The following is a 25,926-nucleotide window of genomic DNA, read 5'->3' as shown; positions in this document are numbered from 1 at the left end:
AAATGGTTATTCGGCTCTTAAACTTTTAATAGGATTAACAATAGCAGCTTTTATACTTTGGAAGCTTATTGTTAAGATTGAAACCAATAATGCTAAAACTACAGCCAATGCAAATACACTCCATCCAATACTTATACTGTATTCAAAATCTTCCAACCATTTATTCATGGCATACCAAGCAAGGGGTAATGCTATTAAAATAGCTATACCTACTAACCTTAAAAAATCGACTGATAATTTATAGGTAATCTGGCCGACACTTGCCCCCAATACTTTACGCACTCCAATTTCTTTAGCGCGTTTTTCAGCACTAAAGGCGGCCAATCCAAATAAACCTAAGCATGCTATTACTATTGAAAGAATGGTAAAGGTTATGAAAATGCGTCCTAAACGCTGTTCAGCATTATAGGTGTTATTAAAAGAATCTTCCATGAAATAATGATTAAACAATTGCCCTGATGCCATTTTCTGCCATATGTTATCAATGTTGGCTACGGTTGCAGCATAGTCCTTTGCATTAATTTTTACAGCCAAATCGTTGGCATACCCTCCAATATGCATGCTTAATGCTGCAATATCATTTCGTAAGGTTTCAAAATGAAAATCTTTAACAACTCCAATAACTTTATAGAATCTGGGGTTTTCCACTCCTAATTCATAAGTAAATCGTTTGTTTAAAACTTCCTCTGGCGTTATACCTAATACTTTTACAGTTGCTTCATTTATTATAATGCTAAGTGAATCACTGCCAAACGTTTGATTAAAATCTCTACCAGCAACCAACTCTAAATCTAGTGTTGACAAATAATCCATATCTACATCCCAGCTCTGCATTTGTAATGCATTCTCTTGGCTTATAGCCCCTTCTTCATAAAAACCTCGATCTCTTCTATAAGAGGGGATAGGTAAATAACTACTCAAACTTGCCTGTTTTACATGTGCTAATTGTTTCACTTGTTGTTTGAAACTTTGTTGTTGGTTGCCTAAAACACCAACATCTTGTATGACTAAAACCTGATCTTTGGCATACCCCACATCTTTATTTTGAATGTATTGTAACTGCTGAAAAACAACCAAAGTACTAATGATTAAAAAAACAGAAATGGCAAATTGAAATACGACTAACGTACTTCTGATCCCCCCACCTTTACGACTACCATTAGCATGTCCTTTAAGCACATCTACAGGGATAAATCGAGACATAAAAAAAGCTGGATACATGCCTGAAAAAAGACCAAGAATTAGGGTGCCTATAATTATCACTAACCAGAAAGATGGCGTACTAAAAGGAATTTCCATGGTCTTATCTGCTAGCGTGTTAAAAAAAGGAAGTACTAGAGCTGCAACTCCAATAGCCAACAGAAGTGCAATAAACGTTATTAAACCAGATTCTGCTAAAAACTGTTTTATTAACGCCGTTTTACCAGACCCCAATGTTTTTCGTATACCCACTTCTTTGGCACGTTTAAGAGAATGTGCTGTAGACAAATTCATAAAATTAACACTTGCTAAAACAATTAAAAAGAGTCCTATAAACGATAAAATATAAATATTCTGAATACTCCCATTCGAACTCATTTCTGGGAATCTATTAGAATGTAAATGAATATCCTGTAGCTTAATGGTACTAAAATTGTAATAATTACCAGATGCTAAAAACTGCTCTTCTGTAATACCTGGCATATAGGGTTGTGCAAATGGAATAAAATATTTCTTAAAGAATCCATTTAAGGCCGTTTGAACGTCCTCAATTTTTGCTGTAGGCAATAGTTTAATAAATGTTGGAAAATCGTTACTCCCCCAATTGTTTTCTTTTTCTTCTTCGTTACCAGTCATAGCTAAAAACACACCATGGTTTCTTAAAAGTGAATTCTTGGGTAGATCTTCAATAACGCCTGTTACCACATAGGTATCACCATTATTTAAAATGAGACTTTGTCCAACAGCTTCTCCAATTTTAAAGTGTTTCTCTGCAGCCGTTTTAGTTAATACTAATGTATTTGGTTCATTTAAAGCAGATGTGCTATCTCCAAATAATATATCTACTCCAAACATTTCAAAAAAGCTAGGATCAACATAACTCACTTGTGTTTCCTTTACATTTATATCGGTTGCACTTTTCTTTATCAACATGTTACCACTATTACGAAAACGTGTCACTAATTCAATTTGAGGCACATCACTTTGTAAAACCTCAGCTACTGGACTTGAAACCTCAGCCAAGTTACTTACATCTCCACCAAACTTGATATCTACATTAATACGATGTATGCGTTCTGCATCTGGGAACATGTTGTCAAAGTTCAGTTCATCATAGATGTATAAGGCAATTAACAAGCTTCCTGCCATACCAATGGTTAAGCCAAATATGTTTAAAAACGTAAAAAAGGGTTGCCTTTTAAGGTTTCGCCACGCTATTTTAAAATAATTTACTATCATATCTATATTTATTCTTGCCTAAGCGATTGCACAGGATTTGTTAAAGCAGCATTAATAGTTTTCACACTAATTGAAAAAATAACAAGCACCAAGACCAGTAATATTGGAATTGTAAACAACCATATATTTAAATGTATTCTGGTTTCAAAATTTTCAAGCCAATAATTAGCCAAAAGATAGGCAATAGGTGCTCCCAAAAGCATTGAGATCAACACCGTTTTCACAAAGTTTTTTGATAACAGTATTAGTATTGTAGATACACTTGCGCCAATAACTTTTCTAATTCCTATTTCTTTTTTCCGTTTCAAAACAGTAAAAGACGCTAAACCAAATAATCCCAAACATGCAATTAATATTGCAAATCCTGTAAGTACATTAAATACTTCCTGAAAACGTTTGTCTGCCTTAAACTGCTTATCAAATTCGGTATCCATAAAAAAAAACGAAAAAGGTGCCTCTGGAAATACCGACTTATAGATTGTTTCTAATTGTGCTAACTGTTCTTTAGCATTTCCATTGTGAAATTTAATGGTTGCTAACCCATCAAAAGAATTACCAAATCGATGAATAATTGGCACATAAGGTGCTTTGGCTGATTCTTGATGATAGTCTTTAAGCACACCTTTTATAGTCCATTCTGATCCCCACATTTTTATTTTTTCTCCTATAACTAATTCGTAATCGCTAACCCCCCAAAGGCTCAATGCTCTCTCGTTAACAATAACCTCCTTCTTTTCTGGTGTACTAGTTTCATCAAAATTTGAACCTGATAATAACTCCATATTCATTACTGGAATAAAGTTCTCATCAATAATTGTGATATAGAAGTTATGGTTACGCTTTTCTGAAGAGTTCGAAAGATTAATTCCAGTAGTAGTACTCATTTCATTAGCCAGTTCTCCAGGTACTGCCTCTGATAATGATACATTTTCTATATTCGAATCATTTAGAAGCTTTTGTTTAAATACACTATATTTTTCTGTAGAACCACTTTGTATAGGAGCTTCAACAATTATGGTATTATCCGTTTCAACACCTAATTCCATGTCTCTCAAAAAACTCAATTGTTTAGTAATCGTAAACACCAATATTAACAAGATAATAGTTACGCTAAATTGAAACACAACCAATGATTTACGCAACAACACCCCTTTAAATGAATGGGTAAAGTTCCCTTTTAATATGAGCGAAGGCTTAAAAGACGACAATACTAAAGCTGGGTACACGCCAGAAAACAATACTCCCAATAATAAAAATACTCCAACGATTCCCCAGAAAAACACGTCTGAGAAAACACTAAAACTTGAAGGCAATCCAGCTATTTCAATAAAGTATATCTTAACAAAGAAAATAATAACCAATGCACATAGAGCTGCTAACAAGTTCATTAATAACGATTCTATTAAAAACTGCCCCCTTAACTGATTCTTTGTTGAGCCTACTACTTTTCTAACCCCTACTTCCTTTGCTCTATCTAAAGCTTTAGATGTTGCCAAATTCACATAGTTTACAAAGGCACTAATAATGACAAGAAAAGCAACACCCAACAAGAAAAATACCGTTGCAGCATCTCCATTTGGTTCTGGCTCAAAAGGTTTATTAGAATACAAGTGAATATCCTCAATTTTTTGACTAATAACGCGGTCTGTTTCTAACTTACCTTCTTTTCGTAGTTGTTTATTAAATCCAATTAAATTCTGAGCAAAACTTTCGTATGTAACATTTTTGTTAAGTAAGGCATATGTATACGTGTTATTTCCACTCCAATTATCCTCGGTTTCCCCATATAATGCTTGCATAATAGGGTCTTTAAGCATCGTTGTATAAGACATTAACATATCAAACTTTAAATGGGTATTAGAGGGACTATCTGGTATCACCCCTACGATATTCAATAATAACTCCATTCCTGCTGCTGGTAAAGCTATTGTTTCTCCAACTACATTTGTACGATTAAAATATTTTAGAGCGATAGACTCTGTTACAACGGTTTGATTGGGTTGTGTAAGAAGACCTTCCTTTTCTCCATGTATTAAAGGGTATGAAAACAGGTTAAAGAAAGATGGGTCTATGGCATACACCTTTTCTACTATAAATTGTTTGTTATCAACTTCTATGGTTATGGTAGGTTCTCCTATATGATAAACTCTTGTAAAATCTTCAACCTCCGCCATTTCAGATTGCAACTTAGCCCCTAAAGGCGGGTTAGTTTCGCAATCTTGCGAACTCACTGTCTCACCATCCATAATATCATAAGTCAACCTTACAATTCTATTGGCCTTTTCATGAGTGTTTTCGTAACTCAATTCAAACCTCACATATTGAATAATTAATAAAGCAATAGCAAAACCAGTTGCAAGCCCTAATAAATTAATGGTGGTAAAGCTTTTATCTTTTATAAAACTTCGCCATGCGATTTTAAAATAGTTATGTATCATGATTTCGTTTTTGACACCAATATACCTTTAATGAATATTGATAATAGTTATTCTGTTCGTAAAGCCTTTACAGGATTAGCCGCCGCAGCTTTAATAGCCTGAAAGCTTACTGTAATTAAAGTTATAAACAATGCACCTAAACAAGCTATAACAAATACATCCCATCCTACGGATGTTCTATAGGTGAACTTTTGCAACCATTGCCCCATTATATAATATGCTAAAGGAGATGCTATTAAAAGTGAAATAATTACTAATGAGATAAAGTCCTTTGAAAGTAATAACCATAGTTGACTAATAGACGCCCCTAATACTTTTCTAACCCCTACTTCTTTAGTGCGTTGTTCTGCAACAAAAGATGCAAGTCCAAATAATCCAAGACAGCTAATAAAAATAGCTAGAATAGTAAAAACCTTTGCCAAACTAGCAATGCGTTCTTCGGCCTCAAATTTTCTACCGTATTCCTGATCTACAAACTGATAATCAAATGGAATACTTGGAAAGTTGTTTTCAAATACATTTTCAATTAAACTTAAACTCTCTCCAACACTTTTATTAGGATTCAAACGTAAATTATAATAACTGGCATTTTCGTATCCGTCAAAAACATACATCGCTTGCTTTACAGGCTCATAAGCAGATTGAACAATCATATCTTTAATAACACCTATTATTTTTAAGGGTGGGGCTGGGTCTTCTGTATCAGAATCCTTAATAAGCATCCCTATCGGATTCTTTAACCCCATATATTTTACAGCTGTTTCATTTAAGATAACAGCAGTGCTATCTGTTGCAAACTCCCTAGAAAACCCACGACCTGCAATCAATTGCACATCCATAGTTTCTGCGAACTCGTACGACACGGAGGTATGCGCTAAATCTTCTTGAAACCCTTCTGGCTTGCCGTTCCATGTATAACCACTCCTGTTAGACCAAACTTGTGTTGTTGGGCTGCTAGAAGTGGACATGTTAGTAATTGCTCCAGATTCTATAAACTGGTTTCTTATCATATCTGCTTTTCCTTGAAACTCCGGACTCATAACTGGAAGCTGTACCAATCCATTTTTATCATAGCCAATGGGTCGGTTTTTGCTATATTCAATTTGACTCATAACTACCATAGTGCCAATAATTAATGCTACGGAAAAAGTAAATTGCATGACTACTAAAATTTTTCGCGGTAAAGCAGAATAACGTCCTGCCTTAAAAGTACCTTTTAGAACACTTACTGGATTAAAAGACGACAAATACAAAGCAGGATAGCTACCAGAAACAATTGCAGTAAATACTATAAATAGAAATGCCCAAAACCAAAAATTAATATTTGACCATGGGAAAACGATAGCCTTACTTGCCAAAGTATTAAAACCACTTAAAAACAATAATACAATCCCGACGGCTACAAAAAAAGCAAATACAACTACAAGGAATGATTCACTTAAAAACTGCACAATCAATTGTTTACGATTAGATCCAATTGATTTTCTAATACCCACTTCTGTAGCTCTTTTTTCTGAACGCGCTGTACTCAAATTGATAAAATTAATACAAGCCAAAAGCAATACAAAAACACCAATTATACCGAACATCCACACATTTTCAATACGCCCTCCTGTTTGCACTCCATTTTCAAAATTATTACGCAAATGCCAATCTTTCATAGGTAATAACATAAGCTGAGGATTAAATGGCTCTATTGCTTTCCCAGCAACTTTCTTTTTAGCATCTTTTATTACAGCAGAAACTGACTCCATAGAGGCATTTTCTGTAATTTGAACAAATAGTTGAAACGAATTGTTTCCCCATTGATCCTTTGCATTTTGCATCCAATCATAAGTTTGAATCATCATTTCCCAATTACACACATATTCTAAATCAGAAAAAGAAGTACTCTCTGGTATGTCTTCATAAACAGCAGTAACCATTAAATCGCCTTCATTATTTATGGTAATTGGTTTTCCCATTGGATCTTGGTTACCAAATAAATCTTTAGCCAAAGATGCAGAAAGCATGATTGAATTAACCTCTTTCAAAGCCTTATGATCGCCTCGTAGCATCTTTAAATCTAATAACTCAGGAGCTTCTTCCTGCATAAAATTCCCTGTTCTTGAAATACTTACATCACCAACTTTTAAATAGTTTGAATTGTTCCAAGAAGACATGACAATATGCTTAAAATAATCGGCATAGTTTTCACGCAACTCAAACTCCAATGGTCTTGGAATGGAAGGATCTGTTCCTGTTTCCCCATTAAAAGTTTGACTTTGAAATATTTGAGCAACCTTAGATTTATTGGTGAAATAATCATTATAACTTAACTCATCCTTAATCCAAAGCCCAATCATTATTGCCACGGCCATACCTATGGCTAATCCAAAAATATTGATGAATGAATACACCTTGTTCTTAAGAAGGTTTCTAAACGCTATTTTGAAATAATTTTTGAGCATAATTTCTATAAATTACTGTTCGGTTTTTGATTGATTTTATTAATGCAGACTCACTACTTTTTTAATTTTCCATTTCCCTTTTTCATTATGCCAGATAATAATAAACTTTACAGGTGTTGATTTAACTTCAGGTTCCTGATTATTATAAAACTTATGAAAACCTATTTGAACTGCCCCATAATTTTTAATAGGATATACTTCAACACTTTCTTTTATTAAATTTCTAGTTACTTTTCCACAAATATTCCTTTTGGTTCCATCAATAATATCCGGTTTAGAAGTCATCAACCCGCCTTTATCATGAAAAAACTCAATATCATTACTATAAATATCAGCTTGTGTTGCTAAATCGCAAGTATTGTAAGCATTAAAAAATATGCTATCCATTTTCATAATACCATCATATATCTCTTTATCCGTTGGAGTATATGCTCTAATTTGAGTAGAATTCTTATCAACTGATACTTTACAGGACAAACAGAAAAAGGTTAATGTGAATAATATTGATATTTGTTTTATTCTTTTCATATTTTGATTACGCTCGATAAATTTAGCTTCCGAACTTCAGTACAATTAATTTGATTGACTTATTTTATACTGAAGACCTTCCACCTGTTCGGTTTTTGATTGATGATATTTTTTAAGCTAAAACATTCTCTGTAACCTTTTGGCCATCTAACATTCTTATAATACGATGCGTAAACTTCGCATCGTGCTCACTATGTGTAACCATTATAATGGTAGTTCCTTGTGTGTTAAGCTCGGTTAGTAAATCCATGACCTCATTACCGTTACTGCTATCCAAATTCCCTGTAGGCTCATCGGCCAATATCAGTTTAGGGTTATTAACAACAGCTCTAGCTACTGCAACTCTTTGTTGCTGACCTCCAGATAACTGCTGAGGAAAGTGCTTACGTCTGTGCATAATTTGCATTTTTTCTAATACCTCATGCACGCGTTTTTTTCGCTCTGCCTTTTTTACACCCGTGTAGATTAACGGAAGTTCAACGTTTTCAAAAACAGATAATTGATCTATCAAATTAAAACTTTGAAAAACGAAACCGATATTATGTTTTCGAATATTTGCTCGCTTACGTTCGTTATAATGAATGACTTCTTCCCCATTAAAAATAAAACTACCGCCATCGGAATCGTCTAACATTCCTAAAATATTAAGAAGTGTAGATTTACCACATCCTGAAGGTCCCATAATTGCAACGAACTCCCCTTTTTCCACTTCAAAGGATAATTTATTTAATGCTATAGTTTGTAATTCTTCAGTTTTATAATACTTTTCTAAATCTGTAATTTTTATCATGATAATATCGTTTAATACAATGTCAACTGGTTAGTATGATTTTTATATTTTGTTAGAATTTATTCTCTCTTTTAAAACGGTAACAGCCGCATTAATTACCGGGTCACTTTGACGTTCAATATCTTTTTCACCATTTAGCACCAAAACATCTGGAGAAAACCCCTTACCTTCAAAGTTCTCTTTATTCATAGAAAAGAATTGCTGATTGGATAAAGTAACATTCCATCTGTTAGGTAATTTAAATCTATATATGTCAGAAAACATCCCTTCAGTGTTATTTCCTATAATGGTAACATTGGGTAACCCTTTTAAAAGAAGTATAAACACCTCTGCAGCACTAGCCGTATAACAACTTGTTAATATAACAATGGGGTTTGTAAACTGCTTTTTTCCTCCCGACTTTATCTCTCTGTGTTTCATAGGCGCAAACTCATTTTTACCTTTTATTCGAGTGCGTTCATAGTGCCCTAGAGACGATTTCTCTGCGACAAACCTACTCGCCAATTTGTAAGCGCTACTATCCCAACCACCGCCATTAAATCTTAAATCAATTATTAATCCCTGTTTTTGATGTAAAGCCTCGATGGCTTCATCTATCGCTCTTTGATATTTCCCAGAAGTATTTTTTCGCGTCATTTCGTCCAGCCTTAAATAGCCATAGACATCTGAAAAGCGATATTGAAAATTCGTGTTTGTATTTTTGGCGACATTGTTTTTTACTGGTGCTGAAAATCCATTCTTCTTTAGCTCCTTATCAATTACATATTGAAATGCAACATATTTTTCTTCAGAATTAAATTCTAATTGAATATTACAAGCGTAAGAAGGTCCACACTCAAGTTTATCGTCTTTAAAACCAGGTAAGATCCTTACATGACCATCTTTTAACTCTTGTAACATTGCACAACAAACTTCGTAAAGTTCCTCGTTAGTAGTATTTTTATTTACTTGCGGTCTATATTTTTCATAAACTTTATTCCAGTTTATTTGTTTCAATTCAAAATTAGCATACCTACTATCAAACTCACTCCAAAGCGATTCAAAATTCTCTACTGGTTTATTGACGTCATTAACCTGGGTCAGTCCAATTCCGTGAAACAAAAAACTAAATAATATTATTAACAGGTTCCTCATTATTTCTTCAATACTAATTCTTGTTTATCGCCAAAATTATCATAGCTTGAAGTAATGACTTTATCTCCTGGAGATAAGCCTTCTAAAACTTCATAATATTGTGTATTCTTTGTCCCTAATTGAATATCTACTTTATAGGCTAAAGTGCCATCTTCGTTTAATTTAAAAATCCAGTTGCCTCCTGTTTTTTGGAAGAACCCGCCCTTAGGCACTAAAACGGCCTGCTTTTCTTGACTTAAAGCTAATCGAATTTGTAATGATTGCCCACGTCTTATACCTTCAACCTTTTCATCAAAGAGCATATCCACCTGAAACCTTCCATTAGTAACTTGTGTAAATACTTTTTTAATAGTTAGCACATATTCGTTTCCATTAAATTGAAATGTACCTTGTTGCCCGGTATATATTCTAGAAATATAATGCTCATCAATATCCGCTCTAACTTTAAAACCACTCAACACATCTATTTGCCCTAGGCGCTCCCCTTTATTTTTAGACTGCCCTATTTCTGCATCAAGCGATGTTAACTGTCCATCAACTGGAGCACGTACAACTAAATCTCCTACTTTTTTACGCATCAATTTTAACGCACTTTGGGTTCTTGCAAATGAGCTTTCTATTTGACCAGCTTCTTGCTTTACAGCAATAGAATCTTCCATAAGAATCTGTTCTGCAAGTTCCATTTGTTGCTTCTGGTTATTGTAATTATTCTCAGATTCCTTAAATTCCTGTCTCCCAATAGCCTTTTCTGCATACAACTTTTTATTTAGTTGATACACACGATCAGCTTCAATCAAGGCATTTTTCACATCTGTCATTCTTGTTAATTTATTAATAGTATTTTGTCTCGCTGCATTTTGCGAAATTTGCATTTGTGTTAATAAATTATAAACCGATGTTTCTTGATTTACTAAACTTAATTCTAAGTCGGTGTTAGATAGCCGAAGAATGGGCTCTCCTTGTTTCATAATAACACCATCTTCTACAAAAATCTCATCTACACGCCCTCCTTCAACAGCATCCAAATAAATGGTTGTAATTGGCATAACAACACCACTTACTGGGATATTTTCTTGAAACGCACCCTGCTTAATTTCACTAATAGAAATACGCTCTGCATCGACATTTAATTTAGACTTTCCTCCTGTTGACACAATTACAAAAATGATTAATGCTGCTATCACGATGCCACCCACTATAAGGCTTATGGTTTTCTTATTAAATCTCTTCTTTTCTAAAGGTATATCCATTTATCACTTCAATTTGCTTATACCATATGTAATACTGTGCCATAAAATAAAACACTAACTACCAGACATTTAAACACACTATCAATAATCGAAGTGTTCGAAAATGATACAATCATGTGCGGTATTAAAACACTTTTTAAGGTTTAAATATTTGTAGTTCAATAATTTCAATGAAGCCCGATAAAATTGTAATATTGTGTTTATGCTGTTAAAAAACGCAAACATATTAGTAGTAGATGACGATGAGGACGTATTAACAGCAATGCGTCTATTACTTAAATCTAAATCCAAAAGTGTAGTTACCGAACCTAATCCTGGTAATATTACTTCACTTATCCAGAGACAAAAATTTGATGTTATTATTCTAGACATGAATTTTACAAGTGTAATACATACTGGAAATGAAGGCGTATTTTGGCTAAAAAAGATTAAAGAAATTGATAAAGATGCATCTGTAATTTTAATAACTGCTTATGGCGATTTAGATTTAGCCATTCGTTCTTTAAAAGTAGGCGCTTCAGACTTTTTAGTAAAACCTTGGAAAAATGATAAACTTATTGAAGCTATTGGAGAAATTTTAGATAAAAAAAAATCTAAAAAAACTAAAGCTCATGATGCATTACATTCAAAATCCGAAATATTAGGAGAAAGTCCTAGTATGCATGATGTTTTTTTTAAAATTAATAAAATTGCTCCTACCGATGCAAACATTTTAATTTTAGGTGAAAATGGGACAGGTAAAGATCTTATTGCCAAAGCCATTCATGATAATTCGCTTAGAAAAAACAAACCTTTTGTAAAAGTTGATGTTGGTGCATTAACTGAAACTCTTTTTGAAAGTGAACTATTTGGCTATAAAAAAGGTGCTTTTACTGATGCCAAAGCAGATAGAAAAGGGCGGTTTGAAGCTGCTCATGAGGGCACTTTGTTCTTAGATGAAATTGGTAATATTAGTTTACAGCAACAAGCCCGTTTGCTAACTGTTTTACAGAATAGACAAGTAACACCCTTGGGCTCGAACCAGCCTATACCTATAAATATCAGACTTATATGTGCTACTAATTTAAACCTCAGCACCTTATCTAATGAAAATAAATTTAGAAAAGATTTAATTTACAGAATTAATACGGTAGAAATCATTATTCCGCCATTAAGAGACCGCTCTAATGACGTTGTTCTTTTGGCTAAACATTTTATTGAACTTTATGCCGATAAATACTTAAAGCCTCCTTTTACTATAGACAATGGTTTTATTAATAAATTAAAAAAATATCATTTCCCTGGCAATGTAAGAGAACTCCAATATGCTTTAGAACGTGCCGTTATAATGTCTGATGGTAATATATTAAATGAAACCGATTTAGTATTCTCCCCTATAGAAAATAGTACAGATTCCTTAGGCCCAAAAGATTTAAAACTTGAGACCATTGAAAAAAACACTATTTTAAAAGTGATCAAAAAAAACAATGGTAACATTTCTAAATCTGCAAAAGAATTGGGAATAACTCGCACTGCTCTTTACAGAAGAATTAATAAGTATGACTTATAAACGGTACAAAATAGCGTTAATAATACGAGTCATAACTTTATTTCTGTTATTAACAGCTCTAGCCTTTTCTCTTGTGAGATTAGATGCTCAAGAGATTTCGCCTCTCAAAACCATATTGGCTATTTTTCTAGCAGCTATTTCTGTTTACAGTGTTTTAGACCTTTTCAATTTTATTTTTAAGAGGTTCTCTGAAATGGACGATTTTTTCGAATCTATCAAGTATCGCGATTTTTCTCGACACTTTAATGAAACCTATGGAGCAGAAGATATTAGAATTTTACACAAACATTTTAACAATGTAAACAAAACAATAGTTCAAATTAATAAAGAAAAAGAAGAGCAGCATCTCTACTTAAAAAAAATACTAGAATTAATTAACACAGGGATTATTGCTTATAACATAGAATCTGGAAACGTGCTATGGGTTAATGAATCTTTTAAGAAAACGTTAAATATTCCCTCTTTAAAAAATATAAGCTTTGTTGAAAAAAGAAATACAGACCTTTACAGAGCCATATTCATGACCGATCATCATGATGAAACTCATATTTCAGTCAATATTAGCAACGAAAAAACCAAACTATTAATTTCGAGCTCTATTTTTCTAACAAAAGAAGGCTCCTTCAAATTAATTGTTTTACAAAATATTGATGAAACGTTGAACAAAAATGAGTCTGAAGCTTGGAAAAAATTGTTAAGCGTGATGACTCATGAAATAATGAATTCTATTGCGCCTATCTCTTCTTTAGCTGAAACTTTACAATCTAAAGTTGCTTTATTTATCGAAGATTCAAATGAAAACCCAATAGACATGAGTGATCTCGATATTGGTATTGAAAGTATTAAAAAAAGGAGTGAAGGACTTCTTAAGTTTGCAAAAACTTTTCGTAGTCTGAATAAAATTACTAAACTCAATTTAAGTAAGATTTCTGTTGCAGACCTATTTGAAACTATAAAAACTTTAATGCTGCCATCACTTGAGAGTAAGGATATAAAACTTCTTTTTAAAACTGAAAACCCAGAACTCCAAATTGAAATAGACATTTATTTACTAGAACAGGTACTTATTAACCTTATTCTTAACGCTGTAGAAGCTTGTAAAGATAGGCTAGATTCAAAAGTAATAATAACTGCGCAGAAAAATATTGATGGAAAAACAATAATAAAAATCTCGGATAACGGAAAAGGCATCCCGAATGATGTTATTGAAAATGTTTTCGTTCCATTTTTCACAACAAAAAAAACAGGTAGTGGTATAGGGCTAAGTTTATGTAAGCAAATTATGCTGCTTCATAAAGGAAACATTTTAATTAATAGTATTGAAGAAAAAGGAACTTCGGTAAAATTGATTTTTAACAATTAAGCCTTAACCAACCCAGTATTATCATATTAAAAACCTACCACTCCCTTAATTTATTTAAAGCTTCCTGAGCTTCTAAATCTTTTTGAGAAATCACTTTTAAGAATGAAGGATGCTGCTCAATGGCGTACTCTATTCTTTTTACAATATCGTTGGTAGTTTCATTATCGTAATCAATATCAAGAGGCTCTTTTATTTCAATAGTTTGAAGAATATTTTTTTTCTTAATTCGAAGCCCTTTCTTATCAAAAGACCTCCTAAACCCATCAATAACAATAGGAATTACGACCGGTTTATAACGCTTAATAATATGAGCTGTCCCCTTTCTAATAGGTTTAAATGGTGTGGTAGTTCCTTGCGGGAATGTAATTACCCAGCCATCATCCAGTGCTTTCCCTATACTAGAAATATCACTCATTTTAACTTGTCTATTAACATCTTTACCCTGAGATCGCCAAGTTCTTTCAATACTTATGGACCCCATGTACGCCAAAATTTTTGGTAGCAAACCTGCTTTCATGGTCTCTTTCGCAGCTACATAATAAATGTTTAGCTTAGGATTCCATATATATCCAACATTTTTTATGGAATCGACCCTACCGCTTAGGCTGGCATTAAAAACATGAAACATAGCAACCACATCGGCAAAATACGTCTGATGATTGGAAATAAATAAAACATTAGTATCAGGCAAATCTTTTAGGATTTCGGAGCCTTCAATTTGAAGTTCATTAAACCCTCTAAACCTTCTGTGGGTTAATAGCCCAAATACCCTAATGAGCCATTTTTTTAGAAAAAGTATATGCCCGAATGGATTTTTTTTAAACAATCCCATAAATCACACGTCAAATTGGTTGGTGAGTGCAAAGGTAATAAATATGCTAACTACACAAGTTCTTTTAACAGGTCTTTAATCTCGCTAAGCATCATAGCCGTGGCTCCCCAGACCACATGACCATTCAATTTAAAGGCAGGAACCTCAACCTCAACACTATATGAGGTGTTAACTTTTCTAATTATTAATGCGTTCTCACTTAAAAAATCATCTAAATGTACCTCTATTATAGATTCAACCTCATCATCCTGCTTTATAAACCGAGGGGTATTTCTTACTATCCCCAAATAAGGTTGTACATAAAAATTACTAGGAGGGATATAAACCTGCGATAACTCTCTTATAACTTGCATACTTTCTAAAGGAACTCCTACTTCTTCAAAAGTTTCTCTTAAGGCAGCGTCTTCTAATGAGGCATCGGCCTCCTCTAACTTACCACCCGGAAAAGCAACTTGCGCAGAATGAACTCCTTTGTATGTTTTTCTTAATATTAAAACGAACTTGGTTGCGTTACTACTATCTGGATAAAAAAGCGCCAGAACTCCAGCCTGCTTCGCTTTTTTTTCGTTTTCTTTTTGTTTATTTAAAAGTGCCCTACGAAAAGGGGGTACCATTTTAAAGTGTGATGTTTCCCCTGGTAGCGGTATATTTTTTATTTTTGATAGCGATTGTAAAAAATTATCAAAATTCATTTATGAGAATTATCCTTAGTTTTTGCTTCTTATTTCTTTTTTTGAACTGTGAAGATAAACAAACCAAAAAGAAAACAACTTTGGAAACTGAAGTTGCTAAACCTAAAAAAAAAGAAATTACAAAAAGTACTACTGACCTACCAGAAAGGGAATTTCCAAAGCTAAATTCTAGAAGTGCTATGGATTTTTTCCTAGAATACGACAAGCACCACAAAGAGAATACTGTACGCCTGACAACAGATTTTGGAAACATTACTATATTGCTTTTTAATGAAACAAAATTTCACCGATCTAACTTTATTTGGCTCACTAAACAGCATTATTTTGATGGTACTCAATTTTACAGAGTAATAGATAATTTCATGGTTCAAGCAGGAAATAGTGACGATAAAAAAACAGCTAGAAAACGCGCACATATTGGCAAATACTTACTTCCAGCTGATACGAAAAGAGGTTTTAAACATGACCGCGGTGTCGTATCAATGCCTAGTAGTGAAATTGACAATCCGCATAAATTGGCTTCGCCTTATGAGTTTTTTATAGTGCAGCAGCGAGGTGGCGCACACTTTTTAGATGGTGACTATACTATTTTTGGAAAAGTCATAAAAGGTATGGATGTGGTTGATAAAATTGCAGCTGTAGATACTGATGATGGAGATTGGCCTATGCGAAATATATTTATTCGAAAAGCTGAGATTGTTAGATAATTGTCACTTGCTTAGATAAATATTTGGCAAAGCTATTTTAAATTTTACCGCCAATAACCTAATTAATATAACCACAATGCCGGCTATAACAAATACTATATTATTTGGAATTGGAAAATTAATCAACAAGAAATACACAACCCCTCCTAGAATACATGCCGTAGCATAAATTTCTTTGCGGAATATTGCTGGAATTTCATTACATAAAATATCACGAATCACACCTCCAAATGTGGCAGTTATGGTTCCTAAGGCAATGCAAATTACTGAATGCAATTCAACATTTAACCCTTTTTCAATACCAACTACAGTGTACAAACCGATACCTATAGTATCAAAAAGAAACAATGAGGTTCTTAAATAGTTTATTTTACTTCTAAAAACTATAGCAAAAACAGCTGACCCTAAAATAATATAGGTATAAGTCATGTCTTGCATCCAACTTACTGGTGTTTCTCCAATAAGTAAATCACGTAAAGTCCCTCCGCCAACTGCTGTTACAAAGGCGATAATAAGAACCCCGAATACATCCATTTTCTTATTAAAAGCTACTAAAACACCTGAGATGGCAAAAGCTATTGTTCCTAAAATATCTATGATATAAAACATAATGTTTAACTAAATTTTGTAGCCAGTCGCGGATTGCGTTAGGGATGGAGCAATTATTGGAGCTCCTCGCAGAGAGCGACTTGTGAAAGCCTGACCCTTTGGGTAACGCCATTATAATAAGCCACTTACATATCTTGAGTATAGAAATTATAATCTTTTAAAACCACATCAACAAACTCCATATCACTTTTTTGCCGCATTGTTTTAATTCCTGCCACTTCCATAATTTTCGACCTCAATTTAATTAAAGTTTGATAATCTCTAGAAGCCCTTGCGATATTGAAGGTTTCTTTTATAATTCGAACGTCGTTATCTGATAGTTTTATAACATTAGGATAGGTAGGCTTATAATCTTCTTTTAAATTTTCTAATATCGTGTGATTAATGGTAACACTATCTTTTAAACCAATAACAGCTGTTCCGGCCGCCATATCACCTAAACGTTGCGTTTTTTTATTGAAAAGCATCACAAAAAAACCCAGACCAAGTATATAAACATCAACAATTCTGAAAAACCAGCGTACTACATAATCAGAAAATGAAGCCTGATACCCATCTATTTTAACTACCCTAATTTTCATGATTCGTTTACCAATGGTTTGTCCCTCCAGAACAGATTCTAAACCTAAAGTATAAAACATTACGGGGAAACCTAAAACCGTATTTATAGCTATTTGCGACCATTGATCCATGTTATCAAAGGCACCAAAAGTCCAATTTAAAACCATTAAATAACCAATTTTAATGACCATATCAATAATAAATGCCAATAACCGCTCTCCCGCTCCAGAAGCATTGAAAGATATTTTTACATTTTGAGTAGTGTTAATTTGTAACTCTGACATTTTATATTTTATTTTATCAAATATATGAGAGAAGTTTCATTCATCAAGCAAAATAAAGAAAAATGGTTAAGTTTTGAAAAAGCGGTCTTCAATAACGATTTTGAAAACCCTGATGAATTGGCTTCTCAATACATTCATTTAATTAATGACTTAGCATACGCCCAAACCTACTATCCAAAAAGTAAGGTTATAACATACCTCAACCAATTAGCGGCAAAGGCATTTCAAAAAATTTATAAAACGAAACGTGAAGATTCCAATAGAATTTTGGAGTTTTGGAAGGTTGAGGTCCCATTGATTTGTTATCAATACCGGAAATACATCTACGTGGCATTTACTATATTTTTAACTTTCACTTTTATAGGTGCTATTTCTGCTGCCAACGATGGTGAATTTGTAAGGTCTGTTTTAGGTGATAATTACGTGAATATGTCTTTGGAAAACATTGAAGCTGGAGATCCTGTGGCTGTCTATAAAAGCGGGAGTAACTGGGGAAGTTTTATTGGCATTACGATTAACAATTTAAAAGTAGGCATAATTGCTTTCGTTCTTGGGGTTTTTCTGGGTATTGGCACCTTGTATGTTATGTTTAACAACTGTATTATGTTGGGATCTTTTCAATATTTTTTTTATGACAAAGGGGTATTCTGGGAAAGTGTTAGAGGTATATGGATTCATGGTTCCATGGAAGTTTTTGCCATTGTTATTGAAGCCGCTGCCGGATTATTATTAGGAGCTAGTATTTTATTCCCAGGTACACATTCAAGGTATACTTCGTTCAAAATGGGCGCTAAAACGGGGATTAAAATATTGATTAGTACGTTCCCTTTTACCTTTGCTGCAGGATTTTTAGAAGGTTTTGTAACCAGATATTCTAACATTATGCCCCATTGGTTATCGGTTGGAATCATTCTTATAACTCTGAGCATTATCAGTTATTACTATTTAATTTATCCCTTTAAAGTCCAAAAGCAAATTACACAAACCCCAACAATAAGCGCGTTAAATATTTGAATAACAAATTCCTACATATACTTTTTTGTTTATTTTTCATGGGACCGTGTAATCAAGTCTATGCAACGCACTTCAGTCAATCTATTGCGACCTCTCGCTATTTCGATGATGATTTTAAAGAACGTTATTCTAGTGATAAATTTAATTACGAAGGTGAAGATTATGTTGGTCATACACCTCCTGGGTCTGGAAATTATGAAGATTTCAAAAATGCCAAACCCAAACAAAAAGAGCAAAATAATAACGATCAACTATCTATAAACCTCGGCCCTTTAAACTGGCTCTTTTATTTAGCTATTGCTGGAGCCGTTCTATTTTTAATTTACATTTTAGTAAATGAAGGTGGCTCAAGGTTGTTTTCTACAAAAAAGAATAAAACAATAAATAGCTACGACAATATCACAGCAGAGAACATTGAAGGCACAGACATTAATAACCTCATTAAAAATGCTGAAAACAATAATGATTATAGACTAGCGGTACGTTATTATTATTTACTGGTATTAAAAACATTAAGTATTAAAAATTATATTAAGTTTGAAGATGACAAAACAAATAGTGAGTATTTAAACGAAATAAGAGGCAAGTCCTTTAGCAAAGATTTTGATTACACTTCTTATCTCTATAATTACATCTGGTATGGAAAATTTCATTTACCCTTCGAAAAGTACGAGAAAGCTAAAGTTAATTTTGAAACCCTTTTAAAACAGGTTGAGAAATGAAGAAAGTACTCCCTATTCTAATCCTAATAGCAATTCTAGTTGTTACCGCTTCTATTTTTATTGGTATAAAACGTACTAAAACTATTGATTGGGAAGAGTCTTTTAACGAAAAAAGCAACAAACCATATGGTGTAAGTGTACTTTATAAAGAATTACCCAAGCTTTTTAAAAACAATAAAGTTAGAACAGTTTACCACCAACCGGCAAGCTACTTAAAAGCACATGCTGAAAATAGTTTTGGAGACCATGTGGCAGAAGGCAGTTTCATGATTATTGGAAATTCTAATTATTTAGAGGATGAATCTGTAGATGAGCTTCTCAATTTCGTGAATTCTGGTCATACTTTATTTATTTCTGATTATAATTATCATCAAAAAATACACGATACTTTAGGTATAGATATTGGCTTTATTGAAAATAAAAACGATAGTATTTCGTATCAATCTTTAAAATACCTTGATGTTAAAAACATAAAAATAGACCGAAATAATGGTGACTGCTATTTTTCAAGGTTTGATTCCATAAATTACAAAGTACTTGGCCATTCAAAAATTGATTATAAGCATGTTAACTTTCTTGAAATCCCCTTTGGTGATGGATTAATTTATCTGCATACTGAACCCAAAGCTTTCACAAACTACAACCTCCTAAAAGATAACAGATATGAGTATGCTCAGGGCATCTTGTCATATTTACCCGAAAAAGATCTTTATTTCGATTCCTACACTAAAATTCAAACAGGTTATGATGGCCATGTTGAAAAAGAGTCTAACCTCAGTTGGTTTCTTGAGCAGCTTTCGTTTCGGTGGGCATGGTACACAGCTATCGTTTTTGGTATTCTTTTTATGATATTTAATGCAAAACGCAGACAACGTATTATTAAAATAATTAAACCGCTACAAAACACTACGGTGGGTTTTGTAAAAACAGTATCAAATTTATACTTTGAAACGCAAGACCACAAAAACTTAATTAATAAAAAAATAATGTACTTTTTAGAAAAAATAAGAACCGATTATAACATCGACACGGCCATACTTGATGACAGCTTTATAGAAAAACTGACCTCTAAGTCAACCAAAAAAAAGGAGGATGTTAAAAAAGTAATTGATTTTATAAATTGGTTGAGAACGAAAAATGAGTTTTTCGAAGACAACTTAATTAAATTAAACAGACATATTGAATCATTTTATTCAAAATAATTATGGACGAAAACAAAGAGCCTCAAGATCACCAAAATTACATTCCACAACAGGAACCCACAAAAGTTTCAAATGATGGCGGTCCAAATGAAGATGATAACAGCATACAATTTCAAAACCGTTTAGATTTATCCGAACTTCAGCAAAGTATTCAAAAAATCAAGGCTGAAGTTGGAAAAATAATTGTCGGTCAGACTGACATGATAGATATGCTTATTGCTTCACTCCTTGCTAAAGGACATTCCCTAATTGAAGGCGTTCCTGGTGTAGCAAAAACCATTACTGCTAAATTATTAGCTAAGTCTTTAAGCGTTGGTTTTAGTCGAATTCAGTTCACTCCAGATTTAATGCCAAGTGATATTTTAGGAACTTCAGTTTTTAATCTAAAGGATTCAGAGTTTGAATTTAAAAAAGGGCCCATTTTTTCAAACATGATTTTGATTGATGAAATTAATAGAGCTCCAGCGAAAACACAAGCCGCTTTATTTGAAGTTATGGAAGAACAACAAATCACTATTGACGGAAAGAAGTTCAAGCTTGATAGTCCGTTTATGGTTTTAGCTACTCAAAATCCTGTAGAGCAAGAAGGTACTTATAGATTACCCGAGGCACAATTAGATCGATTTCTTTTTAAAATAGATGTTGATTATCCGAATTTGGAAGAAGAAATAGAGATACTTTCTAGAGAGCATCAATTAAAGGATAAAGTAAAAACGGATGAAGTCATATCATTTTTAACCGCTTCTCAAATTGCAGAATATCAAAATTTAGTATCTCAAGTTTTAGTAGAATCGCATTTGCTTAAATATATCGCGCAACTTATTGTGGCTACCAGAAGCAATCCCTTTTTATATTTAGGCGCATCACCAAGAGCCTCTATCGCCATATTAAAATCGAGTAAAGCTTTTGCCGCTATGTTAGGGCGAGATTTTGTTACTCCTGAAGATATTAAACGTGCCTCCATACCAGTTTTGCACCATAGAGTTATTGTTACCCCTGAACGTGAAATGGAAGGTATTTCTAGTAAGCAGATTATAAAACAAATTATTGAAACCGTTGAAATACCTAGGTAATTATGTTTAAAAATATTTTATCTTCAGAAGGAAGAATAAGAAGAACAGAGTATGGCCTTACTTATTTAGGATACACCATTATTGTAAATGGTTTTGTATTTGTTAGTGGTTTTTATGGTTTTGAGTATGCTGATTATGTTCAAATTGCTATCATTATTCCCCTATTTTATATTTTAATTGTTCAAGGAGCCAAAAGATGCCATGACCGGGGAAATAGCGGTTGGTATCAACTTATTCCTTTTTATCAGTTATGGATGATTTTTGCAGATAGTGACTATGGCCCAAATGAATATGGAGACAACCCAAAAGGCCTTGGCAATCATGAGGACATAGATCAAATAGGTAAGCCAATTGAGAATGAATAATCTATTATTATTTTAAAAAAATTCACATAAATCTTCTAATCAAATTTTGAAACTCCTTAAGGCATTTTACATACAACCACGTTTTTTTTATGCTGGCATAGGCATTGTGGTTCTATTTGCTTTAAGCTATTTCATTCCAATTTTATTTAACATTGCACAACTTTCTATTCTTATTTTAGTGCTCTTATTTTTTATAGATATTATAATTTTATTTGCAGGAAAACACAAAATTGAAGCCACACGTACAGTCCCTGACAAGTTTTCAAATGGGGATAGTAATCTTATTAAACTAAATATTTCAAACAATTACAGTTACACTATTCATTTAGAAATAATTGATGAAATACCTGAGCAATTTCAAATTAGAGATTTTAAGCTTAAGGAAACAATTTCTTATCGTAAATCTAAAGAAATTCAATACCACCTAAAACCTATTGAACGCGGCGAATACCATTTTGGTAGTTTAAACGTTTATGCCCGCTCTGTTTTAAATATTGTTGCTAAACGTTTTACATTTAATAGTAACGATATGGTACCTACCTACCCTAGTTTTTTACAATTAAAGAAGTTTGAACTATTAAACATCAACAAAAATTCATCAGAATATGGGCTTAAAAAAGTGAGGCGTTTGGGGCACTCTATGGAGTTTGAACAAATAAAAGACTATGTTTTAGGTGATGATTTAAGAACCATTAACTGGAAGGCTACCGCCAAGAAAAACCAGCTTATGGTAAATCAATTTCAGGATGAAAAATCTCAACCTGTTTATGCTATTATAGATAAAGGCCGCATAATGAAAATGCCTTTTAATGGTTTAAGTCTTTTAGATTACGCTATTAATTCAGCCTTAGTTATAAGCAATGTGGTTCTGAAAAAACATGATAAAGCTGGCATGCTATCATTTTCGAAACGCATAGAAAATGTTGTTGTCGCCGAACGAAGAAGTTCTCAGATGCAGCTTATTTTAGAGGCCCTATACAATGTAAAAACTGATTTTCATGAAAGTGATTTTAGTAGATTATATGGAAATATTAAACGTCATATAACACAGCGTAGCCTCATTTTAATGTATACCAATTTTGAAACTTTAGATGGCCTAGAAAGGCAACTACCCTATTTAAAAGCTATTAACAAAAACCATTTACTGGTGGTTATTTTCTTTAAAAACACAGAGTTAAGCGAACTCATTTCAAACAAAGCCGAAACCGTTCAACAAGTTTATGATAAAGTTATTGCAGAAAAATTTGCGTTTGAAAAACGTTTAATAGTTAACGAACTCCAAAAATATGGTATCTACTCCATCTTAACTATTCCTGAAAACCTAACGATAGATAGCATTAATAAATACCTTGAAATTAAAGCTAGAGGTCTACTATAAAAAAAGGCAACTAAATACAATCTAGCTGCCTTTTAATATTAATCGGTTAAACACTTATACTGATTGCCCTAACCAAGCTTTCATCATCCAGACAGTCTTCTCCTGTTCTGTAATAAAATCGCTCATCATGGAATTAGTTCCTTCATCATTAGCCTCATCAGACCGCTCTAATATTTGTCTTTCAATCTTTAAAAGGGCTGTCAATGAATCTATAATTAAAGTTACAGCTAATTCATCTTGAGATATATTTTTGCCAACAGGTACTACAGCCTTTGCCGAATAATCCTCAAAGGTATGTAAAGGTGTCTCACCAAGCGTTAACACTCTTTCTGCAATTTCATCAACCTTAACATTGGCATCGGTATATAACTCTTCAAATTTCACATGCAAATCAAAAAATCGCTTCCCTTTTATGTTCCAATGAATACCTCTTAAATTCTGATAATATATCTGAAAATTCGCTAATAAATGATTCAAATCACTTGCCAATTCTTTTGTTTTGAACGTATCTAATCCTAAACTATTTAATGTCATAATTTTTTTATTTTATTACAACAAACATAACTTATAATTAACCTTTATTTCCATAGATTTAATTGATAGTTTTTATACATTTATAGCCTAATTTGATATCATGACAATAACTCAATTATATTATGTTTTAGCTGTTGCCGAAAACCAAAATTTTACAAAAGCTGCCGAAAAATGTTTTGTTACTCAGCCTACGCTTAGTATGCAAATACAAAAACTCGAAGACCAATTGGATGTTCAAATTTTTGATAGAAGTAAAAAGCCAATAGAGCTAACTGAAGTTGGTAAAAAAATTGTGACTCAGGCTAGAAATATTGTAAATGAATCCTATAGAATTCAGGATATTGTAGATCAGCAAAAAGGATTTATTGGGGGAGAATTTAAGTTGGGAATAATTCCAACAATCATGCCTACGTTACTTCCTATGTTTTTAAAAACGTTCATTAAAAGGCACCCAAAAGTAAAGTTAAAAATTGAAGAGTTAACCACTGAAGAGATTATAGCTAGAATCAAAGATGGTCATTTGGATGCTGCTATAGCGGCAACGCCATTAGAAGACGAAAATATTAAAGAACGTGTACTTTATTTTGAACCTTTTGTGAGCTACATTCCAGAAGGTCATCGTTTGCATAGCAATAAAAAAATTGATGTTACGGATTTAGATATAAACGACATGTTATTACTTGAAGATGGGCATTGTTTTAGAGATGGTGTTATTAATTTATGTAAAGCTTTTAAAAACCATTCAGACGATCAGTTTCAATTAGAAAGCGGTAGTATTGAAACCTTAATTAAATTATCAAATGAAGGCCTTGGCATGACCCTACTTCCTTACTTACATACTCTTGAGATACATGACAAAGAGAAGAAAAATTTACACTTCTTTAATGAACCCTCTCCGGCAAGGGAAGTAAGCATCATTTATCATAAAAGCGAACTTAAAATGCAAATTATAGAAGCATTACAAGATGTGATTTCTGGTATTATTAGAGGAGCTATTGCTTTTCAAAATGTAAAAATCATTAGCCCGCTTCCTAAATAAAATGTTATAACGTTAAATTCAAGTAAACCGATAATTTATTTATAGCTTCTACATTATCGCCAAACAAACTTTGTTGAATGGGGAAGGTATAATTAGCTCCAATGGTAAATCTATTAAACACCACCTCAGAACCAATAGCGCCACTAAAACTCTCGCCACTAGTTTCAGGTAGTATTTCTCCGAACTGCTCAATTGAATTGTAAAAATCTCCTGAAACCCCAACAAAAGGCATAATAATGTGTGTTGTTTTTGGAAATGAGTAATAAACATTTGAAGCTAAACTAAACTGGTTACCAAAACGATAATCATTTTTATTTGCGGTTTTAAGGTAATATGTTGCCGTAGTATTCACGCCTATTTTACTGCCGCTATACCCGTGATTTAAAGAAAAAACACCATCTAAACTTCCCGTACCTAATTGAAAACCAGGATTAACCCGATCCGTAAGTTCTTCTTCAAACGCACCTGTAGGAAATTTTGCTCCGATTCCTATTTGTATTCTGTGACCAGATGGTTCTCGATCTACACTAAAAACTACTTCAGCATCTTTTTGTTTCTTATAAAATGTGAACTGATACCAACCAATAACATTCATATCACCTAGTCCATTAATATGTTCTACTCTGTCCTGAAAAGTGCGATACAAATCTTGATATGGAATAATGCTGCTCACATAAAATGACTCCGTAATTGGCACACGCCCCCATATCTGATAGGTATTAAAACTCTCTTTGCTGATTGGGGAGTTTTCAAAAATACCATCTTTAGACTCATAGTTCTGATAGATATACCTTAAACCAACAAAGTTGGAATTTTTTAGTGATCCAAAACCAAAACTACCTGCGCTTGTAGAACACCCACAAAGATCACATGTTGGTTCAAACAAACTATGTGAATGATTATCATTTGAGCAACAAGTCTTAGCTTCATTAACAAAAGGTAGAAGCATCAACGTCAAACTCATCCAAATAAC

General features: G+C 33.0%; 23 protein-coding genes. 10 read left to right on the top strand and 13 right to left on the bottom strand.

Annotated features, from left to right (window positions below):
- Window positions 1-6 precede the first annotated feature (6 nt).
- The 7 genes from Q0857_RS09940 to Q0857_RS09910 form a co-directional block, all read right to left on the bottom strand.
- Window positions 7-2,439 (bottom strand): ABC transporter permease, encoded by a 2,433-nt coding sequence (locus Q0857_RS09940; RefSeq protein WP_298534549.1) that lies wholly within the window; start codon window positions 2,437-2,439, stop codon window positions 7-9.
- A gap of 8 nt (window positions 2,440-2,447) precedes the next feature.
- Complete coding sequence (locus Q0857_RS09935) at window positions 2,448-4,877, bottom strand: ABC transporter permease (protein ID WP_298534547.1); 2,430 nt, start codon at window positions 4,875-4,877, stop codon at window positions 2,448-2,450.
- Window positions 4,878-4,924: 47 nt separating this feature from the next.
- Complete coding sequence (locus Q0857_RS09930; RefSeq protein ID WP_298534544.1) at window positions 4,925-7,327, bottom strand: ABC transporter permease; 2,403 nt, start codon at window positions 7,325-7,327, stop codon at window positions 4,925-4,927.
- A 39-nt stretch (window positions 7,328-7,366) separates the two neighbouring features.
- Window positions 7,367-7,855: a nuclear transport factor 2 family protein gene (locus Q0857_RS09925; protein WP_298534542.1), complete on the bottom strand. Its 489-nt coding sequence runs from the start codon at window positions 7,853-7,855 to the stop codon at window positions 7,367-7,369.
- A gap of 112 nt (window positions 7,856-7,967) precedes the next feature.
- Window positions 7,968-8,645 (bottom strand): ABC transporter ATP-binding protein, encoded by a 678-nt coding sequence (locus Q0857_RS09920; protein WP_298534539.1) that lies wholly within the window; start codon window positions 8,643-8,645, stop codon window positions 7,968-7,970.
- Window positions 8,646-8,687: 42 nt separating this feature from the next.
- Window positions 8,688-9,779 carry a S41 family peptidase gene (locus Q0857_RS09915; RefSeq protein ID WP_298534537.1) on the bottom strand — a complete coding sequence of 364 codons (1,092 nt, stop codon included), beginning with the start codon at window positions 9,777-9,779 and terminating at the stop codon, window positions 8,688-8,690.
- Window positions 9,779-11,029 carry an efflux RND transporter periplasmic adaptor subunit gene (locus tag Q0857_RS09910; protein ID WP_298534534.1) on the bottom strand — a complete coding sequence of 417 codons (1,251 nt, stop codon included), beginning with the start codon at window positions 11,027-11,029 and terminating at the stop codon, window positions 9,779-9,781. The genes Q0857_RS09915 and Q0857_RS09910 overlap by 1 nt, the downstream gene beginning before the upstream one ends.
- 202 nt (window positions 11,030-11,231) lie before the next feature.
- Between Q0857_RS09910 and Q0857_RS09905 the strand changes: the two genes are divergently transcribed.
- The gene (locus tag Q0857_RS09905; protein WP_298534531.1) at window positions 11,232-12,578 is read left to right on the top strand and encodes a sigma-54 dependent transcriptional regulator; all 1,347 of its coding nucleotides are present in this window, start codon (window positions 11,232-11,234) and stop codon (window positions 12,576-12,578) included.
- Window positions 12,568-13,941: an ATP-binding protein gene (locus Q0857_RS09900; RefSeq protein WP_298534529.1), complete on the top strand. Its 1,374-nt coding sequence runs from the start codon at window positions 12,568-12,570 to the stop codon at window positions 13,939-13,941. Before Q0857_RS09905 ends, Q0857_RS09900 begins: the two co-directional genes overlap by 11 nt.
- Window positions 13,942-13,975: 34 nt before the next feature.
- Here Q0857_RS09900 and Q0857_RS09895 read toward each other — a convergent pair whose 3' ends face one another.
- Window positions 13,976-14,773 carry a 1-acyl-sn-glycerol-3-phosphate acyltransferase gene (locus tag Q0857_RS09895; protein WP_298534526.1) on the bottom strand — a complete coding sequence of 266 codons (798 nt, stop codon included), beginning with the start codon at window positions 14,771-14,773 and terminating at the stop codon, window positions 13,976-13,978.
- Between the two features lie 50 nt (window positions 14,774-14,823).
- Window positions 14,824-15,465 carry a CoA pyrophosphatase gene (locus tag Q0857_RS09890; protein WP_298534522.1) on the bottom strand — a complete coding sequence of 214 codons (642 nt, stop codon included), beginning with the start codon at window positions 15,463-15,465 and terminating at the stop codon, window positions 14,824-14,826.
- Between the two features lie 2 nt (window positions 15,466-15,467).
- Between Q0857_RS09890 and Q0857_RS09885 the strand changes: the two genes are divergently transcribed.
- Window positions 15,468-16,172 (top strand): peptidylprolyl isomerase, encoded by a 705-nt coding sequence (locus Q0857_RS09885; protein ID WP_298534519.1) that lies wholly within the window; start codon window positions 15,468-15,470, stop codon window positions 16,170-16,172.
- Between the two features lie 3 nt (window positions 16,173-16,175).
- Here the strand turns inward: Q0857_RS09885 and Q0857_RS09880 are convergent, their stop codons facing one another.
- Window positions 16,176-16,781 carry a trimeric intracellular cation channel family protein gene (locus tag Q0857_RS09880; protein ID WP_298534516.1) on the bottom strand — a complete coding sequence of 202 codons (606 nt, stop codon included), beginning with the start codon at window positions 16,779-16,781 and terminating at the stop codon, window positions 16,176-16,178.
- Between the two features lie 125 nt (window positions 16,782-16,906).
- Window positions 16,907-17,626, bottom strand: coding sequence for an RDD family protein (locus tag Q0857_RS09875; RefSeq protein WP_298534513.1), 720 nt, complete (start codon window positions 17,624-17,626; stop codon window positions 16,907-16,909).
- A 24-nt stretch (window positions 17,627-17,650) separates the two neighbouring features.
- On the opposite strand from Q0857_RS09875, the gene Q0857_RS09870 reads away from it, so the two are divergent.
- Genes Q0857_RS09870 through Q0857_RS09845 form a run of 6 tightly spaced genes read left to right on the top strand, consistent with a single transcriptional unit; the run spans window position 17,651 to window position 23,380 of the window.
- Window positions 17,651-18,640 carry a stage II sporulation protein M gene (locus Q0857_RS09870; RefSeq protein WP_298534510.1) on the top strand — a complete coding sequence of 330 codons (990 nt, stop codon included), beginning with the start codon at window positions 17,651-17,653 and terminating at the stop codon, window positions 18,638-18,640.
- A gap of 38 nt (window positions 18,641-18,678) precedes the next feature.
- Window positions 18,679-19,362 carry a hypothetical protein gene (locus Q0857_RS09865; protein WP_298534508.1) on the top strand — a complete coding sequence of 228 codons (684 nt, stop codon included), beginning with the start codon at window positions 18,679-18,681 and terminating at the stop codon, window positions 19,360-19,362.
- Window positions 19,359-20,564: a DUF4350 domain-containing protein gene (locus Q0857_RS09860; RefSeq protein WP_298534506.1), complete on the top strand. Its 1,206-nt coding sequence runs from the start codon at window positions 19,359-19,361 to the stop codon at window positions 20,562-20,564. The genes Q0857_RS09865 and Q0857_RS09860 overlap by 4 nt, the downstream gene beginning before the upstream one ends.
- A gap of 2 nt (window positions 20,565-20,566) precedes the next feature.
- Window positions 20,567-21,637 (top strand): MoxR family ATPase, encoded by a 1,071-nt coding sequence (locus Q0857_RS09855; protein WP_298534503.1) that lies wholly within the window; start codon window positions 20,567-20,569, stop codon window positions 21,635-21,637.
- 2 nt (window positions 21,638-21,639) lie between these two features.
- Window positions 21,640-22,002 carry a DUF805 domain-containing protein gene (locus tag Q0857_RS09850; RefSeq protein ID WP_298534500.1) on the top strand — a complete coding sequence of 121 codons (363 nt, stop codon included), beginning with the start codon at window positions 21,640-21,642 and terminating at the stop codon, window positions 22,000-22,002.
- A gap of 46 nt (window positions 22,003-22,048) precedes the next feature.
- A complete protein-coding gene (locus Q0857_RS09845; RefSeq protein ID WP_298534497.1) occupies window positions 22,049-23,380 on the top strand; it encodes a DUF58 domain-containing protein in 1,332 nt (443 codons plus the stop codon).
- A gap of 54 nt (window positions 23,381-23,434) precedes the next feature.
- Here the strand turns inward: Q0857_RS09845 and Q0857_RS09840 are convergent, their stop codons facing one another.
- Window positions 23,435-23,914, bottom strand: coding sequence for a Dps family protein (locus tag Q0857_RS09840; protein WP_298534494.1), 480 nt, complete (start codon window positions 23,912-23,914; stop codon window positions 23,435-23,437).
- Window positions 23,915-24,014: 100 nt separating this feature from the next.
- Here Q0857_RS09840 and Q0857_RS09835 point away from each other — a divergent pair, with 100 nt between their 5' ends.
- Window positions 24,015-24,953, top strand: coding sequence for a hydrogen peroxide-inducible genes activator (locus Q0857_RS09835; protein WP_298534491.1), 939 nt, complete (start codon window positions 24,015-24,017; stop codon window positions 24,951-24,953).
- 4 nt (window positions 24,954-24,957) lie between these two features.
- On the opposite strand, the gene Q0857_RS09830 is transcribed toward Q0857_RS09835, so the two are convergent.
- On the bottom strand, window positions 24,958-25,917 hold the full coding sequence (locus Q0857_RS09830; RefSeq protein ID WP_298534488.1) for a hypothetical protein: 960 nt from the start codon (window positions 25,915-25,917) through the stop codon (window positions 24,958-24,960).
- Window positions 25,918-25,926: the final 9 nt, after the last annotated feature.

Source organism: uncultured Algibacter sp., assembly GCF_947495925.1.
Taxonomy (GTDB): domain Bacteria; phylum Bacteroidota; class Bacteroidia; order Flavobacteriales; family Flavobacteriaceae; genus Algibacter_E.
Note: the sequence above shows the minus strand (reverse complement) of the source record. Positions and strands in the feature narration are given on the sequence as shown.

What these genes read in the sequence shown, in the direction of transcription:
- Q0857_RS09905 (WP_298534531.1), top strand. Translation starts at nt 11,232, where the DNA reads ATGCTGTTAAAAAACGCAAACATATTAGTAGTAGATGACGATGAGGAC.
- Q0857_RS09935 (WP_298534547.1), bottom strand. Translation starts at nt 4,877, where the DNA reads ATGATACATAACTATTTTAAAATCGCATGGCGAAGTTTTATAAAAGAT.
- Q0857_RS09840 (WP_298534494.1), bottom strand. Translation starts at nt 23,914, where the DNA reads ATGACATTAAATAGTTTAGGATTAGATACGTTCAAAACAAAAGAATTG.
- Q0857_RS09875 (WP_298534513.1), bottom strand. Translation starts at nt 17,626, where the DNA reads ATGTCAGAGTTACAAATTAACACTACTCAAAATGTAAAAATATCTTTC.
- Q0857_RS09830 (WP_298534488.1), bottom strand. Translation starts at nt 25,917, where the DNA reads ATGAGTTTGACGTTGATGCTTCTACCTTTTGTTAATGAAGCTAAGACT.
- Q0857_RS09835 (WP_298534491.1), top strand. Translation starts at nt 24,015, where the DNA reads ATGACAATAACTCAATTATATTATGTTTTAGCTGTTGCCGAAAACCAA.
- Q0857_RS09915 (WP_298534537.1), bottom strand. Translation starts at nt 9,779, where the DNA reads ATGAGGAACCTGTTAATAATATTATTTAGTTTTTTGTTTCACGGAATT.
- Q0857_RS09855 (WP_298534503.1), top strand. Translation starts at nt 20,567, where the DNA reads ATGGACGAAAACAAAGAGCCTCAAGATCACCAAAATTACATTCCACAA.
- Q0857_RS09850 (WP_298534500.1), top strand. Translation starts at nt 21,640, where the DNA reads ATGTTTAAAAATATTTTATCTTCAGAAGGAAGAATAAGAAGAACAGAG.
- Q0857_RS09920 (WP_298534539.1), bottom strand. Translation starts at nt 8,645, where the DNA reads ATGATAAAAATTACAGATTTAGAAAAGTATTATAAAACTGAAGAATTA.
- Q0857_RS09890 (WP_298534522.1), bottom strand. Translation starts at nt 15,465, where the DNA reads ATGAATTTTGATAATTTTTTACAATCGCTATCAAAAATAAAAAATATA.
- Q0857_RS09885 (WP_298534519.1), top strand. Translation starts at nt 15,468, where the DNA reads ATGAGAATTATCCTTAGTTTTTGCTTCTTATTTCTTTTTTTGAACTGT.
- Q0857_RS09895 (WP_298534526.1), bottom strand. Translation starts at nt 14,773, where the DNA reads ATGGGATTGTTTAAAAAAAATCCATTCGGGCATATACTTTTTCTAAAA.
- Q0857_RS09870 (WP_298534510.1), top strand. Translation starts at nt 17,651, where the DNA reads ATGAGAGAAGTTTCATTCATCAAGCAAAATAAAGAAAAATGGTTAAGT.
- Q0857_RS09865 (WP_298534508.1), top strand. Translation starts at nt 18,679, where the DNA reads ATGGGACCGTGTAATCAAGTCTATGCAACGCACTTCAGTCAATCTATT.
- Q0857_RS09910 (WP_298534534.1), bottom strand. Translation starts at nt 11,029, where the DNA reads ATGGATATACCTTTAGAAAAGAAGAGATTTAATAAGAAAACCATAAGC.
- Q0857_RS09930 (WP_298534544.1), bottom strand. Translation starts at nt 7,327, where the DNA reads ATGCTCAAAAATTATTTCAAAATAGCGTTTAGAAACCTTCTTAAGAAC.
- Q0857_RS09940 (WP_298534549.1), bottom strand. Translation starts at nt 2,439, where the DNA reads ATGATAGTAAATTATTTTAAAATAGCGTGGCGAAACCTTAAAAGGCAA.
- Q0857_RS09900 (WP_298534529.1), top strand. Translation starts at nt 12,568, where the DNA reads ATGACTTATAAACGGTACAAAATAGCGTTAATAATACGAGTCATAACT.
- Q0857_RS09925 (WP_298534542.1), bottom strand. Translation starts at nt 7,855, where the DNA reads ATGAAAAGAATAAAACAAATATCAATATTATTCACATTAACCTTTTTC.
- Q0857_RS09860 (WP_298534506.1), top strand. Translation starts at nt 19,359, where the DNA reads ATGAAGAAAGTACTCCCTATTCTAATCCTAATAGCAATTCTAGTTGTT.
- Q0857_RS09880 (WP_298534516.1), bottom strand. Translation starts at nt 16,781, where the DNA reads ATGTTTTATATCATAGATATTTTAGGAACAATAGCTTTTGCCATCTCA.